Below are 17,308 nucleotides of genomic sequence, written 5' to 3'. Positions count from 1 at the left end.
AAAACGGTTCCGGGCGGTGTTTTCATAAGAGAGACCGATTTATGGTATCAGCAGCAGAACAAATGGCAGCCAACACGAGCTGGTCTGCCCTTGGTAAAGCCACCGATCTGCGCAACCGCATCCTGTTCACGCTTGCATTGCTGATCGTCTATCGTCTGGGCACCTTTATTCCGGTGCCGGGGATCGACGGACAAGCACTGCGCGAGTTCATGGAGCAAGCGGGGCAGGGCATCGGCGGCATGGTTTCGATGTTCACCGGCGGGGCACTGGGACGGATGGGTATCTTTGCCCTCGGCATCATGCCTTACATTTCAGCCTCGATCATCGTGCAACTGCTGACATCCATGGTTCCCGCGCTCGAACAGCTGAAGAAAGAGGGCGAGCAGGGGCGCAAGAAAATCAACCAGTACACCCGTTTCGGCACTGTGGCTTTGGCCACTGTTCAGGCCTATGGTCTGGCGGTTTCGCTGGAATCAGGCGATCTGGCCACCGATCCTGGGCTCTTCTTCCGCATGTCGACCATGATCACTCTGGTTGGCGGCACGATGTTCCTGATGTGGCTGGGTGAACAGATCACCGCGCGCGGAATCGGCAACGGTATCTCTCTGATCATCTTCGTCGGCATCATTGCCGAGGTTCCGGCCGCTCTGGCGCAGTTCTTTGCGTCGGGTCGCTCGGGTGCAATCAGTCCCGCCGTGATCATCGGAGTGATCGTCATGGTTATCGTGGTCATCACCTTCGTGGTGTTCATGGAACGCGCGCTGCGCAAGATCCACATTCAATACCCGCGCCGTCAGGCCGGAATGAAGGTATACGAGGGCGGCTCCAGCCACCTGCCGGTCAAAGTGAACCCGGCGGGCGTTATCCCCGCGATTTTTGCCAGCTCGTTGCTGTTGCTGCCGGTGACGATCTCGACTTTCTCGTCGGGTGCCACAAACGGCCCGGTCATGTCGTGGCTGCTGGCCAACTTTGGCCCGGGTCAGCCGCTGTATCTGTTGTTCTTCGCGTCGATGATCGTGTTCTTCGCCTATTTCTACACGTTCAACGTTTCGTTCAAACCGGATGATGTTGCGGACAACTTGAAAAAGCAGAATGGTTTTGTGCCTGGCATTCGCCCCGGCAAGAAAACCGCCGAGTATCTTGAATACGTGGTCAACCGCGTGCTGGTTCTGGGCTCGGCCTATTTGGCGTTGGTATGTTTGCTGCCTGAAATTTTGCGGAACCAATTCGCCATCCCGTTCTACTTCGGCGGCACCTCGGTTCTGATTATCGTCTCTGTGACCATGGACACGATTCAGCAAGTCCAGAGCCATTTGCTGGCGCATCAATACGAAGGGCTTATCGAAAAGTCCCAGCTGCGCGGTAAAAGCAAGAAACGCGGCAGGAAGGGACCCGCTCGTCGATGAATATCATTTTGTTGGGCCCGCCGGGTGCGGGCAAAGGAACGCAAGCGCGTCACTTGGTAGAAACGCGCGGCATGGTGCAACTGAGCACCGGTGACATGCTACGAGAAGCCAAGGACAGCGGAACCGAAATGGGCAACCGCGTGGCCGAGGTGATGGCCAAGGGTGAGCTTGTAACCGACGAGATCGTCATTGGCCTGATCCGTGAAAAGCTGGAACAAGGTGCCAAGGGCGGTTTCATCTTCGACGGTTTCCCGCGCACGCTGGCGCAGGCTGACGCGTTGGGAAATCTGCTGAACAGCACCGGCGAAACGCTGGATGCTGTCATCGCGATGGAAGTCAACGATGACGCGCTGGTCGAACGGATCACCGCACGCTCGACCTGTGGTGGCTGCGGCGAGGTCTACAATGACATCACCAAGCCGATCCCTGCCGACGGAAAATGCTCCAACTGTGGCAAGGAAAACGACTTCAAACGCCGCGCAGATGATAATGAGGAAAGCCTCAAGACCCGTCTGATGGAGTACTACAAAAAGACCTCGATGCTGATCGGCTATTACTATGCCAAGGGCAACTTGTCCTGGGTTGACGGCCTGGGTGAAATTGACTCCGTTCAAAACGAAATTTCGCAGGTTTTGGATGGTGGCGTCGACGTCGGAAACGGCTGATCCATTTCTGCCCTTGACCTGAGCGGGAAAAGCCCATATCGACCCCCATCCCTAACGGGAATCACGACCGCATGCGGGATTCGTTCCGGATGCCCCGACCACCTCGAATAATACTGGATCCTCTGGCGTCACTGCCAAGATCGAGTGTTGTGAAAAAAGGTTCCGGAGCTACGGAACCGCAACAAAAAAGGAAAGTGACACGTGGCACGTATTGCCGGCGTAAACATCCCGACTGCAAAGCGGGTACCTATCGCCCTCACATATATCACCGGTATCGGAAACACCTCAGCCAAAGCGATCTGCGAAGCCGTAGGCATCGACGCGACCCGTCGCGTCAATGAACTGTCCGACGCCGAAGTTCTGGCCATCCGCGAACATATCGACGCAAACTTCACCGTTGAAGGTGACCTGCGCCGCGAAGTTCAGATGAACGTCAAGCGCCTGATGGACCTGGGCTGCTACCGCGGTCTGCGTCACCGTCGTAACCTGCCCGTTCGCGGTCAGCGTACCCACACCAATGCTCGTACCCGCAAAGGCCCCGCAAAGGCCATTGCTGGTAAGAAGAAATAAGGGGGGTCTGACTGATGGCACGCGAAAAGACTCGTACCAAGAAAAAAGAGCGCAAGAATATCGCATCGGGCGTCGCCCACGTGAATTCGACCTTCAACAACACCAAGATCCTGATCTCGGACGTGCAAGGCAACGCCATTGCATGGTCTTCGGCAGGAACCATGGGTTTCAAAGGTTCGCGTAAATCGACACCTTACGCCGCTCAGATGGCTGCAGAAGATGCAGGCAAGAAGGCGCAGGATCACGGTGTCAAGACGCTGGAAGTCGAAGTTCAGGGCCCCGGCTCTGGTCGTGAATCGGCTCTGCGCGCGCTGGCTGCTGTGGGCTTCAACATCACGTCGATCCGTGACGTGACACCGATTGCTCACAACGGTTGCCGCCCGCCGAAGCGCCGCCGCGTCTAAGCGATTTTGAATTGAGCTGGGGCTGTGTTTTCGCACGGCCCCAGCACGTCATTTTGAACCTCGGGCGTCTGCACCTTGTTGGTCATGGGGCGCGGACAGGAATGGAGGGATTACATGATCCATAAGAATTGGGCTGAATTGATCAAGCCGACACAGCTGGATGGCAAGCCGGGCAACGACCCCGCGCGTCAGGCTACCTTGGTTGCTGAACCGCTGGAGCGTGGCTTTGGTCTGACTCTGGGCAACGCGCTGCGCCGCGTTCTGATGAGCTCGCTGCAAGGTGCGGCCATCACCAGCGTCCAGATCGACAACGTATTGCACGAGTTCTCGAGCGTCGCTGGCGTTCGCGAAGACGTCACTGACATCATCCTGAACCTCAAGCAGGTTGCCCTGCGCATGGAAGTCGAAGGCCCCAAGCGCCTGTCGATCAATGCCAAAGGCCCAGCAGTTGTCACCGCAGGTGACATCAGCGAAAGCGCTGGTATCGAGGTTCTGAACCGCGATCACGTCATCTGCCACTTGGACGATGGCGCCGACCTGTTCATGGAACTGACCGTCAATACCGGCAAGGGCTACGTCTCGGCTGAAAAGAATAAGCCGGAAGACGCGCCTATCGGTCTGATCCCGATCGACGCGATCTATTCGCCGGTCAAAAAGGTTGCCTATGACGTTCAGCCGACCCGTGAAGGTCAGGTTCTGGACTATGACAAGCTGACCCTGAAGATCGAAACTGATGGTTCGATCACGCCGGAAGACGCGCTGGCTTTTGCCGCACGCATCCTGCAGGATCAACTGTCGATCTTCGTCAACTTCGACGAACCCGAAGCGGCTGGTCGCCAGGACGAGGACGATGGTCTGGAGTTCAACCCGCTGCTGCTGAAGAAAGTAGACGAGTTGGAACTGTCGGTTCGTTCGGCAAACTGCCTGAAGAACGACAACATCGTTTATATCGGCGACCTGATCCAGAAGACCGAAGCCGAGATGCTGCGCACCCCGAACTTCGGCCGCAAGTCGCTGAACGAGATCAAGGAAGTGCTGTCCGGCATGGGTCTGCACCTCGGCATGGATGTCGAGGACTGGCCGCCCGACAACATCGAAGATCTGGCAAAGAAATTCGAAGACGCGTTCTAAGCGCGTCTTCCCAAATGCCCGGGTTTCCGGGGACAAAATGGGCACTTCCGCCCCAAGGAGAGCCGGTGACACGCATCGCCGGCCAGACAAAGCAAAACGCTGAAGAAGGAACTAGAAAATGCGTCACGCACGTGGTTACCGCCGCCTGAACCGTACTCATGAGCACCGTAAGGCTCTGTTTGCAAACATGGCTGGCTCGCTCATCGAACATGAGCAGATCAAAACAACTCTGCCCAAGGCAAAAGAACTGCGCCCGATCATCGAAAAACTGGTCACTCTGGGCAAGCGCGGTGACCTGCACGCCCGTCGTCAGGCCGCATCGCAGCTGAAAGAAGACAAAGACGTCGCCAAGCTGTTCGAAATCCTGGGCCCCCGCTACGCCGAGCGTCAGGGCGGTTACGTCCGTATCCTGAAAGCAGGCTTCCGCTATGGCGACATGGCACCAATGGCGATCATCGAATTCGTTGACCGTGATCTGGACGCCAAAGGCGCGGCTGACAAAGCCCGCGTTGCCGCCGAAGAGGCCGCAGACGAAGAATAAGAAAGCCCGGCTTTCTGAATTCAAACCCCCGCGTTTCGGACGCGGGGGTTTTTTTTCTTTTTGGTCCCTTGGTGTCGCGGTTAGAGCATTTTCGGCGATATCAGTTGATGAATCCCCGAACCTCACGGATCATGCTGCATGATGAGCGTGGAGGACGGATGATGGCAATCCCAACTAAATTACCGAACGAATTCACGGGACCGTCTGTGTGGACCGGTCAGGACATGCGTACGCGTCGGAGTGAATGGATCATTGATCTGACGGCGGACGACATCGAGGATCTTGAGCAAGCTGCCCGTCACTACCTGAGCCTTGAAAGAGATATCGGTGAGATCACAAAGCCCGCTTTCCCCCTAAAACGGTTTGACCGGCATCTGGCAAGCCTGCAAGAGAATCTGATCAACGGGATCGGTTTCGAAGTGATCCGTGGCCTTCCGGTGCAGAATTACCCGCAACAGGTCGCGGCCACGATTTTCTGCGGCGTCGGTACTCATCTGGGCTCGGCCCGGTCGCAGAACGCGCAGGGACACATTCTGGGGCATGTGCGCGACATCGGAGTAGATGCGAACGATCCTAATACCCGGATCTATCAAACGCATGAGCGCCAGACATTTCACACCGACAGCGCCGATATCGTCGGCCTGCTGTGCCTGCGCGAGGCCAAGGAGGGCGGAGATTCGCTACTGGTCAGTGCCGAGACGATCTTTAATAGGATGCGGTCAGAATGCCCGGATTTGCTGGAACTGTTGTTTGACCCAATAGCGACTGACCGGCGCGGGGAAGTACCAGACGGCATGGAACCTTTTATGTCGATCCCACCGTTTTCCTGGCACGATGGTAAGCTGACGGTGTTCTACCAAAGGCAGTATATCGACAGTGCGCAACGATTTCCTGAAGCGATGCGGCTGACACCGGATCACATTGAGGCGCTGGACCGATTTGATACGCTGGCGAATGATCCCGACCTCAGTCTTTCTATGCGGCTGCAACCGGGCGACATGCAGTTCGTGTACAACCATTCGCAACTGCACGACCGGACCGGGTTCGTGGACTGGCCTGACCCGGCAGAGCGACGCCATTTGCTGAGACTTTGGCTGTCGCCCGAAGGAGATCGCGAATTGCCCGAAGTCTTCAGGCAGCGTTATGGCACGATTGAAGTGGGCCAGCGCGGCGGGATCATCACGGAAGGTACGCGGCTGCACGCTCCGTTGGATTGACGCCTCCAACGCGCTGAACGGATGCTTGCATTACGGTCCGTGTAGACGCATATCCGATAGGCGATTAACCGACGGATGGATCATGCGGAAAGTTCTCTGTTCTCTGATGCTGGCGACACTTGCAGTGTCAGCAAATGCTGAAACAAAAGTGCCAACATCGCAGGCCGAAATCAGCCTGGGTTTCGCCCCGGTGGTGAAGCAGGCCTCACCCGCAGTCGTCAATATCTATGCCAAGATCGTAAGACAGGGCGGGGCCAATCCGTTTTTCTCGGACCCGTTTTTTGAAGAGTTCTTTGGCAGGGGATTTGCCGAACCGCGCCCACGTGTACAGAATTCACTGGGCTCTGGCGTCATTCTGTCAGAAGACGGTTATGTGGTGTCGAACTATCACGTTGTTGGCACGGCTACCGAAATCCGCGTGGTAACAACCGACCGGCGCGAATTTTCAGCGCAAGTGGTGCTGGGCGACAAGGAAAGCGATATTGCCATCCTGCGGTTGGAAGACGCCAAGGATTTGCCGCATCTGAACTTCCGCGATTCCGACCAGATCGAGGTAGGGGAACTGGCGCTTGCGATCGGTAATCCGTTTGGTGTGGGACAAACCGTATCTTCCGGGATCATCTCCGGATTGGCGCGGACCGGGACGGCCACCGGCAACGCGCGTGGGTACTTTATTCAAACCGATGCTGCGATCAATCCGGGCAATTCCGGCGGGGCGCTGATCGACGTGAATGGCGATCTGATTGGGATAAACACTTCAATCCTGACGCGATCCGGCGGCTCCAACGGCATCGGGTTTGCGATCCCGGCCAATCTGGTTGCCGAATTTTTGCGCCAGGCCAAGGCCGGGAATGAAAGCTTTGTCAGCCCTTGGGCCGGGGTCGCTGGTCAGCACATGAGTGCGGATATCGCCGAATCTTTGGGGTTGGTATTCCCTATGGGTGTTGTGATCTCGGACCTGCACGCCCTGAGTCCGCTGGGTGAGGCAGGGCTGCGCGTGGGGGACGTGGTAACCCATGTTGATGGGGATGAGGTGAATTCCCCGGCCGAGATGAAGTTCCGCATGTCCGTCGCCGGCGTTGGTGGCACTTCGGTGCTGACCCGGCTGCGGGGTCACGACAGTGCGGATATCGAGGTTGCCCTGATCAAGGTCCCGGAAACTCCACCGGCTGATGAAACCGTTCTGAACGATAACACCGTGATGCCGGGCCTGAAGGTGTCGCGCATCAACCCTGCGCTCATTACCCAGATGGGGCTTTTGCTGTCGCAAACTGGTGTGGTGATTGTGGACGCAGACCGGTACGGTGGACGATCCGGATTGCGCGCGGGTGACGTGGTCCTAAGCATCAACGGAACGGAAGTCCAAGATCCTAAGGACGTGGTGGATGCGATGACCGATCCGGGGCGCAGATTGAATTTGGATGTTCTGCGGGGTGGACGGGCCGTATCTCTGCGGTTCCGGCTGTAACCGCATGAGCGATCTGTTCGATACCGGGGCGAGCGAGCCTGCACCATCCCCGCACCGCCCGTTGGCGGACCGGCTGCGCCCGCAGTCGTTGGCCGAGGTCATCGGACAGCAGCAGGTGTTGGGCCCGGATGCTCCGCTGGGCGTCATGTTGGCCTCGGGCAGTCTGTCCAGTTTGGTTTTTTGGGGCCCGCCGGGCGTTGGGAAAACCACCATTGCACGCTTGCTGGCGAAGGAAACCGATCTGCATTTCGTTCAGATCAGCGCGATTTTCACCGGTGTGCCGGACCTGAAGAAAGTGTTCGAGGCGGCCAAGATCCGACGGCAGAACGGGCAGGGAACGCTGCTGTTTGTCGATGAGATTCACCGCTTTAACAAAGCGCAGCAAGACGGGTTTCTTCCGCATATGGAGGACGGGACAATCCTGCTGGTCGGGGCCACGACCGAAAACCCGTCTTTTGAGCTTAATGCCGCTGTGCTTAGCCGGGCGCAGGTTCTTGTCCTCGAACGGCTTAGCCTTGCCGATCTGGAACGTCTGACCCAGCGCGCAGAGAAAGAACTCGACCGCGCCCTGCCGCTGACAGGCGCGGCTCGAGAGGGTTTGCAAGAGATGGCGGATGGCGACGGTCGCGCGCTATTGAACCTGATCGAACAAGTGGCGGCCTGGACAGTGGATACACCTCTGGACCTTGACGCGCTGTCTACGCGGCTGATGCGCCGTGCGGCCAAATACGACAAGTCCGGGGACGAGCATTATAATCTGATCTCGGCCCTTCATAAATCAGTACGCGGATCTGACCCGGATGCGGCGCTTTACTGGTTTGCGCGGATGCTGACGGGTGGGGAGGATCCGCGCTATCTGGCGCGGCGGATCACGCGGATGGCGGTCGAAGACATCGGTCTTGCCGATCCGCAGGCGCAGACGATTTGCCTGCACGCGTGGGAAACCTACGAACGTTTGGGTAGCCCCGAGGGTGAATTGGCCATAGCGCAGGCGCTGGTTTATCTGGCGTTGGCCCCGAAATCGAACGGTGCCTATGTTGGGTACAAGGCGGCGATGCGATTGGCCAAGCAGTCAGGCAGCGAACCCCCGCCAAAACACATTCTGAACGCGCCGACATCGTTGATGAAAGATCAGGGCTATGGCACAGGCTATGCCTATGACCATGACGCCGAAGATGGCTTTTCCGGACAAAACTATTTCCCCGACGGCATGAAGCGGCCGGAGTTGTATAAACCGGTGGAGCGTGGGTTCGAGCGTGAATTGAAGAAGCGTCTGGACTACTTCGCCAAGCTTCGGGCACAGAGGAACGAGTAGCATACCGTTGCGTGATGCGTTGAAGAACGAATGCGCAAACGAGCAAGAGGTGATCCGACGCCGAGACAACGCAGGCGCCTGGGTTTCCCGGGAATTTGACCGGCTTGACTCTTGGCCTTTTGCACGGCACAGACGCGCATGTTTTCTAGGGCACTTACACACTTGTTTGGCGGGCGGATAATCCGCGCGACGCAGAGGATATCGGCATGAGCGGCGTACAGATGATCACCGTGGCAGAGGGTGACGGCGACCAGCGGCTGGATCGGTGGCTGCGCCGCCTGTTCCCGCATGTCAGCCAGGGCCGCATCGAAAAGATGTGCCGCAAAGGTGAGGTGCGCGTGGAAGGCGGGCGGGTCAAAGCCTCGACCCGGCTTGAGGTCGGGCAGGTCGTGCGCGTGCCACCTTTGCCGGATGCTGATCACAAGCCGGTCGCGGTCAAACGGGGCATCTCGGATGCCGATGCCAAGATGATCCAGTCCTGCGTAATCTATCGCGACGATCATGTTCTGGCCCTGAACAAGCCACAGGGTCTTCCGGTGCAGGGCGGCAGCGGCCAGACCCGCCACGTGGACGGCCTGTCTGAGGCGTTGCGCTTTGGTTATGATGAAAACCCGCGCCTTGTGCACCGCTTAGACAAGGACACATCGGGTGTATTGCTGATGGCCCGCACCCGCGAGGCCGCCAAGGGGCTGACAGCCGCCTTCCGGCACCGCGATACACGCAAGATCTATTGGGCGCTGGTTGCTGGCGTGCCGACCCCGTATCTGGGCGAGATCAAGACTGGTTTAGTCAAGGCTTCCGGTCACGGCAAACAGGGTGAGGGCGAGAAGATGATCGCCGTGCATCTGAACGAAATCAACGACACACCGGGCGCGAAACGCGCACATACGTTGTATGCAACGCTGTATCGCGTGGCCGGGCGCGCCTCGTGGGTGGCGATGGAGCCGATCACCGGCCGTACGCACCAGCTGAGGGTGCACATGGCGGCGATCGGTCACCCAATCGTTGGCGATGGCAAATACGGTGGCTCGGGGCAGGAAAATCTGGGCGACGGTTGGGGCGCGCAACTGGGCGGGGTCATCAGCAAGAAGCTGCACCTGCACGCGCGGCAGGCCTCATTCCAGCATCCGGTCACGCGCAAGACCATAACCGTTAAAGCTCCGCTGCCTGAGCATATGAAACACAGCTGGAACACGTTCGGCTGGACCGAAGATCTGGCCGCAGAAGACCCGTTCGAGGAACTGCAATGAGCGCACCCTTGCGTTTGGTGCTTTTCGATGTGGACGGAACCCTTGTCGACAGCCAGGGCAGCATTGTCGCGGCGATGACCGCCAGTTTTAGGGCCCTTTCACTGACGGTCCCCGACCGCACTGCGATTTTGTCCATCGTCGGTCTGTCCTTGCCCAATGCAATGGCCCAGCTTGCGCCCGAGCAGAGCGAAACGGTTCAATACAATCTGGTTGAGGGCTACAAACAGGCCTATCACGCAAACCGTTTGGAGCAGGGGGCCGCAAGCTCACCGCTCTATCCCGGCGCGCGGAACGTAATCGAAACCCTGCATGACATCCCCGAGGTGCTGCTGGGTGTGGCCACCGGAAAATCCCAACGCGGCCTGGATGCCTTGATCGAAGCACATGATCTGGAGCGCTATTTCGTGACCCGGCAGGTTGCCGACCATCACCCCTCGAAACCGCATCCGTCGATGATCGACACAGCCCGTTCTGAAACGGGAGTTTCTGCGGCGGATACGGTGATGATCGGCGATACCCGGTTCGACATGGATATGGCGCGGGCTGCCGGAGTAGCCGGGATCGGCGTATCCTGGGGATATCATGACCGATCAGCCCTGAACGGCGCGGCCTGTATAATTGAAAATTTTGACCAGTTGCCCCGTGCGCTGGATAGTATCTGGACCTGAAGACATGAGTGACTGGAAGCCCAAGCGATTTTGGACCGCAAGCACGGTTGTCCCAGCGGAAGATGGATACACCGTCGAACTGGACGGTCGCCGGGTCAAGACCCCGGCCAAGGCCGCATTGATCCTGCCGACGCAGGCAATGGCTGACTCGGTTGCTGCAGAATGGGATGCGCAGGAAAAAGAGGTCGATCCGACCCTGATGCCGTTTACCCGGTCTGCAAATGCGGCCATCGACAAAGTGCGTCATCAGCACGCCGAGGTTGCGGACATGCTGGCCGATTACGGCGATTCGGATTTGTTGTGTTACCGGGCGACACACCCGCAAACGTTGCAGCAGCGACAGGCAGATCAGTGGGACCCGGCCCTGGATTGGGCAGCTGAAACCCTAGCCGCGCGATTGGTTCCTGTGGTTGGTGTGCTGCATCAGCCACAGTCAGCCGAAGCGCTCAGCACACTTCGAGGCCGCGTACACGAATTCAACGACTTCCAGCTCGCCGCCTTCCACGATCTGGTCAGCCTGTCCGGCTCACTGGTACTGGGATTTGCCGCCGCCCTGAACTGGCGCGCGGCCGAGGAAATTTGGGACGTCTCAAGGCTCGACGAGGCCTGGCAAACCGAACAATGGGGCCACGATGACGAGGCGCATGCGGTTGCCGAGATCAAAAAAGCTGCGTTTCTACACGCTAAACGGTTCATTGAAATCTCTATCTGAGCCTATTGAGCATCAAATTTTGACACAGATCCGGTCATCGCTGAGTTGACTCATCGTTTTCCCTGATCCGACCCTTGACGTTTGTTTATGAATGCGAGCAAACTCATGCCCACTAAAGGGGAGACACCTTTGGAGTAACCTTTCTGGTGCCAGAGGTGCCGGACAGAGCCGTCCCGGAATAGGGGCGGGTAAACAGGAAGAGGTAAAGATGAAAAAATCCGTAATTTTGGGCGTGGCCACAGTTGCCGGTCTGGCTGCTGCGGCAGCGACAGCGGGCACTGTTGACGACGTCAAAGCGCGCGGCAAGCTGAACTGTGGCGTGTCCTCGGGACTGGCCGGCTTTTCGCTGCCTGACGCGAATGGCGAATGGCAAGGTTTTGACGTCGCAGTCTGCCGTGCCGTCGCCGCGGCCGTTCTGGGTGATTCCAGCGCTGTTGAGTTTGTGCCGACCACCGGTAAGACGCGCTTTACTGCGCTGGCTTCTGGTGAGATCGATATGCTGGCACGTAACACCACATGGACCTTCAGCCGCGATGTCGACCTGAAGTTCGAATTTGCTGGCGTCAACTACTATGACGGCCAGGGCTTCATGGTTCCAAAAGCACTGGGCGTAAGCTCGGCCAAGGAACTGGACGGCGCGACCGTCTGCATCCAAACCGGCACCACCACCGAGCTGAACCTGGCCGATTTCTTCCGTGCCAACAACATCAGCTACGAGCCGGTTCCGATCGAAACCAACGCCGAAGCGCAACAGCAGTATCTGGCTGGCGCATGTGACGTTTACACCACCGACGCATCGGGCCTGGCTGCAACCCGCGCCACGTTCGAAAACCCCGGTGATCACGTCCTGCTGCCTGAAATCATCTCGAAAGAGCCGCTGGGCCCGCTGGTCCGCCATGGCGATCACGAGTGGGGCGACGTTGTCCGCTGGACTCTGAACGCGCTGGTTTCGGCTGAAGAGCTGGGCGTGACCTCGGCAAACATCGACGAGCTGAGCGCTGGCACCGACAATCCGGAAGTAAACCGTCTGCTGGGTACCGAAGGTACTCTGGGTGAGATGTTGGGTCTGAACGCAGATTGGGCAGCAAGCGCAATCAAGGCGGGTGGTAACTATGGCGAAGTGTTTGCCAAGAACATCGGTGAAGAAACTCCGATTGGTCTTGCGCGCGGCCTGAATGCCCAGTGGACCGATGGTGGTCTGCTGTATTCGCCGCCGTTCCGCTAAAATCCACGGGAAAGGGCGCGGGGCAACCTGCGCCCTTTTTCCATAAATAAGAAACACTCCCGGATGGATTGAGCGAAGATCAACTTCGCCGGCAAAAAACGGGATGCACGGGGAAATACATAGGTCATGACGACTCTCACTGACCCGCCGAAGGAGCAGTTCCGGCTGTCCATGCTCCTTTACGATACGCGGTACCGATCAGCGACCATTCAGGTCATTGCATTAATCGGTTTCATGCTTCTGGCAGCCTGGATCATCTCAAATACCATTCAAAACCTTGAAGGTTTGGGAAAACCGGTCGAATTCGGTTTTTTTGCAGAATCCGCAAGTTATGACATTAACCAGCGATTGCTGGAATACACCTCACAGGACAGCCATCTTCGCGCCGCGTTCATCGGTTTGCTGAACACGCTGGTTGTTGCAGTTCTAGGGTGTATCACGGCGACGATAGTCGGCGTTTTTGTCGGCGTGCTGCGTCTGTCGAACAACTGGTTGGTCGCGCGCATCATGACCTTCTATGTCGAGATTTTCCGTAACGTTCCTGTCCTGCTTTGGATCGTTCTGGCCATGGCCATTTTGATCGAAGGCTTGCCGGCACCCAATGCGTTCCGAGGTGATAACCCAACGGCAACGATGGATCTGTTCAACACTGTCGCCGTTACCAATCGGGGTGTGTATATCCCTGAGTTCCTGTTCTCGCGTAGTTTGGGCGACATTCACTTGTTCGGAACATCAAGCCTTCGGTTTGATATTTCGCTGGATCTGGTCGCGTTTCTGGTCGTTCTGGGTGGCAGCATCTTTACCATGCGCAAAGTGTCCGCCTGGGCCGCCGCCACACAGGAATCAACCGGCGACCGTCCTAAGATCTGGCATATCCAGCTGGGCATTCTGTTCGTCCCGATGATCATCCTGATGACTGCACTGGGCTTACACCTTGGATACCCGGAATTGAAAGGATTCAATTTCAGAGGCGGCACGCATATGCGCAACTCTCTGATCGCGCTATGGCTGGCTTTGTCGCTATATACGGCGGCCTTCATCGCCGAGATCGTACGCGCCGGCATTCTGGCTATTTCCAAGGGTCAGACCGAAGCTGCGTCTGCGCTGGGCTTGCGTCCGGGTCGCACCATGCGGCTGGTTATCCTGCCTCAGGCGCTGCGGGTGATCATCCCGCCGATGATCTCGAACTATCTGAACCTGACCAAGAACTCGTCGCTGGCGATTGCGGTCGGATACATGGACATCACGGGGACCCTGGGTGGCATCACCATGAACCAGACCGGCCGCGAGCTGGAATGCGTTCTGCTGCTGATGCTGGTCTATCTGGCCATCTCGCTGAGCATTTCAGCGGTGATGAACTGGTACAACAACCGTGTCAAACTGGTGGAGCGGTAATATGAGTGATGTTTCATTTGTCCGCACGGAAATGTTGCCGGAACAAGCCCCGCCAGCGTCCGAAGTCGGAGCAATCGGGTGGATCAGGCACAATCTGTTCTCAGGCTGGTTTAACTCGATCCTGACGTTGGTTTCGCTTTACGCGATCTGGTACGTGTTGTCGGGTGTTCTGCCTTGGATCTTTCAGTCTGTCTGGAACGCCAACTCGCTGAACGAATGCCGCGAGATCATGATTGCCACCTGGGGTTCAACCCATGGCCATGCCTGCTGGGCGGTGATCAATGACCGCTGGTTGCAGTTGCTGTTCGGGTTCTACCCGAGCCACCTGTACTGGCGTCCGATTGTATCGCTGATCCTGCTGTTGGTCGCATTGGCCCCGGTCCTGTACTCGGATCGTGTGTCGTCCAAGATGCTGATCGTCACTGCGATTTATCCGTTCCTGATGCCGTTCCTGATGTGGGGCGGCACCATTTGGGGACCGATCGCGGCAGCGTTGGGGTTTGTTGTCGGTTGGGGTGTCTACACCCTTGTCAGCAAACAACTGAGCGGTCTGTTTGGCATGATTGCGGGTGTCGCAGCGTCGGTTATCTGGTGGCTGGTTCTGTCCAGCTATTTCGTCGGTGCGCTGGACTCGGTCCTGCCAATCGGTATCGAAGCCGTACAAAGCCGTCAGTTCGGTGGCTTCATGCTGGCGATCCTGCTGGGTGTCGTGGCCATTGGTGTCTCGTTGCCGATCGGAATTGTACTGGCGCTGGGCCGTCAGTCCGACCTGATGATCGTCAAGTACCTGTGCGTGGGCTTTATCGAGTTCATTCGCGGTGTGCCGCTGATCACGCTGTTGTTCGTGGCCTCGCTGCTGCTGAACCTGTTCCTGCCGCCGGGCACAAACTTTGACATCATCCTGCGGGTGATGATCATGATGACCCTGTTCTCGGCCGCATATATGGCCGAGGTGATCCGGGGTGGTCTGGCTGCCCTGCCACGGGGTCAGTATGAAGGTGCCGACAGTCTCGGCCTGAACTACTGGCAAGCACAGCGACTGATCATCATGCCGCAAGCCCTGAAAATCTCAATTCCGGGCATCGTGAGCACATTCATCGGGATCTTCAAGGATACGACACTGGTGTCGATCATCGGACTGTTCGACGTGATCGGACTGGCATCTGCCATCCGCGCCGACACCGCCTGGAATGGCATCTACTGGGAACTGTTCGCGTTCATCGCGGCGCTGTTCTTCGTCGTCTGCTTCTCCATGTCCCGTTACTCCATGTATCTGGAGCGCAAGCTTCAGACTGGCCACCATTAAGGAGTTCAACATATGTCTGAACTTGCAATTGACCGTCAAATCGATCGCTCGAAGATGCAGGTGAGCGACGAGGTCGCCATCGAAATCAACAACATGAACAAGTGGTACGGATCTTTCCACGTGCTGCGCGACATCAACCTGACCGTCAATCAGGGCGAGCGGATCGTGATCGCGGGGCCTTCCGGTTCCGGGAAGTCCACATTGATCCGTTGCCTGAACGCGCTGGAGGAGCACCAGCAGGGCACGATCATGGTGGATGGGACCGAGTTGTCGAATGACCTCAAGAACATCGACAAGATCCGGTCCGAGGTTGGGATGGTGTTCCAGCACTTTAACCTGTTCCCGCATCTTACCATTCTGGAGAACTGCACGCTGGCCCCGATCTGGGTGCGCAAGACGCCCAAGAAAGAGGCCGAAGAGCGCGCGATGCACTTCCTGGAAAAGGTGAAAATACCCGAACAGGCGGATAAGTATCCCGGTCAGCTTTCGGGTGGTCAGCAGCAGCGTGTGGCGATTGCCCGCTCGCTGTGCATGATGCCGCGGATCATGTTGTTCGATGAACCGACATCGGCGCTGGACCCTGAGATGATCAAAGAGGTGCTCGACACCATGATCGAGCTGGCCGAGGAAGGCATGACCATGCTGTGCGTCACGCACGAGATGGGCTTTGCTCGTCAGGTCGCCAACCGCGTGATCTTTATGGATGCCGGTCAGATCGTGGAACAGAATGAACCGGAAGAGTTCTTCAACAACCCGCAGAGCGAACGGACCAAGCTGTTCCTGAGCCAGATTCTGGGGCACTGAACCCGGTTACCAATTCAGGAAAAGGCGGGGCTTTGGCCTCGCCTTTTTCTATTCCAGCAGCTCGCGTGGAATAGCAAACCCCAGTACATCGCCGCTGTGCCACCGGACACCGGACCAATCTTCGATGTCAAAGCGGATCACAGCTGTTGCACAGGTTGGGTAGTCGTAGAACCGGGCGTGATCCGGCGGGTGCTTAACGATTTGGGTAGCAAAAGCGGCAATGCCGGGATTGTGGCCCAGCATCAAAACGGTTTGTTTCGTCGCGCCCGATAATTCAAGCAGCATATCTGCGGGGTCCGCATGATAAAGCGTTCGCTGAAAGCAAACGCTATCTGCCTGCAGGCCCATCCTCTCCCACGTCTCGCGCGTTCTGACCGAACTTGAGCTAAGAACTTCATCCGGCAGCCAGTCGTTTTCACACAGCCACGCCGCAATCGCCGAGGCCGACCTGCGCCCGCGCTTGTTCAGGGGGCGATCATGATCGGCAAGGGCCATACTGTCGCAACTGGATTTCGCGTGGCGTGTCAGGATCAGAGTGCGGGTCATGATGGGTGAAATGCTCTCATGTGATGCGCGGATTGTTCGGGATCACGCCCTGCACCCGAGCTGAGAGGACAGGACAGTCGCACAAGACAACCGCCGGTCATGCAGGTTTGCCCTTCAGGAGTGGACAGGTGGTCATGGCAGGTCGACACATCATAAAAGTCCCGACTGTTCAAAGCGCCGACCGGGCATGTCTGTGCGCAGGGGGCGGCGCAGGTGGTGCATGGGGACGCGCCAGGTGGTGCGGGTATGGGAATTTCGCTGGTGAAATGCAGCGCACCCCGGAATGAGATCATCATGCCGACCTCATCGTGCACCAAAGCGCCCACCGGGCTGCTGAACGTGCGTCCCGATTTCAATGCCCAGTCGATAAAGGGCGCATAGGGCGGGCCGCCAAACGGAAAATAGGCTGCGGCGGATAAGTCCTGTGCCATCTGCCCCACCACACGCGACGACCAACGGTCAACCGGGTCATCACCTTGCCATTCAGGTGAGGATTTTAGGGCAGGCCAGAAAGCCCCCCCAGCACCCAGCAGGATCAGCGTGCCGCCTTCCAACTGCTTGGCGTCTGTAAAACGAGGGTGCAGCGCGCCCATGATGATCAGGCCAACGTCCTGTGCAGCCTTTTCGATATCAGCATAGCTAAGCGCTGCCGGGTCAGAGGAGGGGGGATGGCGTTTGGTCATGT

Annotated in this window: 18 protein-coding genes; 16 read left to right on the top strand and 2 right to left on the bottom strand. The window is 57.7% G+C overall.

Annotated elements, in window-relative coordinates:
• The first annotated feature begins 41 nt into the window (after positions 1-41).
• The 16 genes from secY to DHN12_RS16680 all read left to right on the top strand — a co-directional run bounded on the left by secY (position 42) and on the right by DHN12_RS16680 (position 16,077).
• Complete coding sequence (secY, locus tag DHN12_RS16755; RefSeq protein WP_058276180.1) at positions 42-1,406, top strand: preprotein translocase subunit SecY; 1,365 nt, start codon at positions 42-44, stop codon at positions 1,404-1,406.
• Complete coding sequence (locus DHN12_RS16750; RefSeq protein ID WP_108861239.1) at positions 1,403-2,071, top strand: adenylate kinase; 669 nt, start codon at positions 1,403-1,405, stop codon at positions 2,069-2,071. Before secY ends, DHN12_RS16750 begins: the two co-directional genes overlap by 4 nt.
• Before the next feature lie 201 nt (positions 2,072-2,272).
• Positions 2,273-2,641, top strand: a complete 369-nt coding sequence (gene rpsM / locus DHN12_RS16745) for a 30S ribosomal protein S13 (protein ID WP_058272383.1) — start codon at positions 2,273-2,275, stop codon at positions 2,639-2,641.
• Between the two features lie 14 nt (positions 2,642-2,655).
• A complete protein-coding gene (gene rpsK / locus DHN12_RS16740) occupies positions 2,656-3,045 on the top strand; it encodes a 30S ribosomal protein S11 (RefSeq protein WP_037311698.1) in 390 nt (129 codons plus the stop codon).
• Between the two features lie 114 nt (positions 3,046-3,159).
• A complete protein-coding gene (locus DHN12_RS16735; protein WP_058272456.1) occupies positions 3,160-4,176 on the top strand; it encodes a DNA-directed RNA polymerase subunit alpha in 1,017 nt (338 codons plus the stop codon).
• 118 nt (positions 4,177-4,294) lie between these two features.
• A complete protein-coding gene (gene rplQ, locus DHN12_RS16730; RefSeq protein WP_058272384.1) occupies positions 4,295-4,717 on the top strand; it encodes a 50S ribosomal protein L17 in 423 nt (140 codons plus the stop codon).
• Between the two features lie 161 nt (positions 4,718-4,878).
• Entirely contained in the window at positions 4,879-5,934 is a 1,056-nt protein-coding gene (locus tag DHN12_RS16725; protein ID WP_108861378.1) for a TauD/TfdA family dioxygenase, read from the top strand.
• 79 nt (positions 5,935-6,013) lie between these two features.
• A complete protein-coding gene (locus DHN12_RS16720; RefSeq protein ID WP_373455765.1) occupies positions 6,014-7,402 on the top strand; it encodes a trypsin-like peptidase domain-containing protein in 1,389 nt (462 codons plus the stop codon).
• Between the two features lie 4 nt (positions 7,403-7,406).
• Positions 7,407-8,717 (top strand): replication-associated recombination protein A, encoded by a 1,311-nt coding sequence (locus tag DHN12_RS16715; RefSeq protein WP_108861237.1) that lies wholly within the window; start codon positions 7,407-7,409, stop codon positions 8,715-8,717.
• A gap of 206 nt (positions 8,718-8,923) precedes the next feature.
• Positions 8,924-9,967 carry an RluA family pseudouridine synthase gene (locus tag DHN12_RS16710; protein ID WP_108861236.1) on the top strand — a complete coding sequence of 348 codons (1,044 nt, stop codon included), beginning with the start codon at positions 8,924-8,926 and terminating at the stop codon, positions 9,965-9,967.
• Positions 9,964-10,635, top strand: coding sequence for an HAD-IA family hydrolase (locus DHN12_RS16705; protein ID WP_108861235.1), 672 nt, complete (start codon positions 9,964-9,966; stop codon positions 10,633-10,635). Before DHN12_RS16710 ends, DHN12_RS16705 begins: the two co-directional genes overlap by 4 nt.
• A gap of 4 nt (positions 10,636-10,639) precedes the next feature.
• Entirely contained in the window at positions 10,640-11,347 is a 708-nt protein-coding gene (locus DHN12_RS16700; RefSeq protein WP_108861234.1) for an ATP12 family chaperone protein, read from the top strand.
• A gap of 208 nt (positions 11,348-11,555) precedes the next feature.
• Positions 11,556-12,572, top strand: a complete 1,017-nt coding sequence (locus DHN12_RS16695) for an amino acid ABC transporter substrate-binding protein (RefSeq protein WP_108861233.1) — start codon at positions 11,556-11,558, stop codon at positions 12,570-12,572.
• A gap of 126 nt (positions 12,573-12,698) precedes the next feature.
• Complete coding sequence (locus DHN12_RS16690) at positions 12,699-13,967, top strand: amino acid ABC transporter permease (protein ID WP_108861232.1); 1,269 nt, start codon at positions 12,699-12,701, stop codon at positions 13,965-13,967.
• A 1-nt stretch (position 13,968) separates the two neighbouring features.
• Entirely contained in the window at positions 13,969-15,273 is a 1,305-nt protein-coding gene (locus DHN12_RS16685; protein ID WP_108861231.1) for an amino acid ABC transporter permease, read from the top strand.
• A gap of 12 nt (positions 15,274-15,285) precedes the next feature.
• On the top strand, positions 15,286-16,077 hold the full coding sequence (locus DHN12_RS16680; protein WP_058272392.1) for an amino acid ABC transporter ATP-binding protein: 792 nt from the start codon (positions 15,286-15,288) through the stop codon (positions 16,075-16,077).
• A gap of 48 nt (positions 16,078-16,125) precedes the next feature.
• Here DHN12_RS16680 and DHN12_RS16675 read toward each other — a convergent pair whose 3' ends face one another.
• Entirely contained in the window at positions 16,126-16,623 is a 498-nt protein-coding gene (locus tag DHN12_RS16675) for a histidine phosphatase family protein (RefSeq protein WP_108861230.1), read from the bottom strand.
• Complete coding sequence (locus DHN12_RS16670) at positions 16,620-17,306, bottom strand: ferredoxin (protein ID WP_108861229.1); 687 nt, start codon at positions 17,304-17,306, stop codon at positions 16,620-16,622. Before DHN12_RS16670 ends, DHN12_RS16675 begins: the two co-directional genes overlap by 4 nt.
• Positions 17,307-17,308 lie beyond the last annotated feature (2 nt).

This window comes from Ruegeria sp. Alg231-54 (assembly GCF_900143525.1).
Classification (GTDB): Bacteria; Pseudomonadota; Alphaproteobacteria; order Rhodobacterales; family Rhodobacteraceae; genus Ruegeria.
This window is presented reverse-complemented; position numbering and strand designations above follow the sequence as displayed.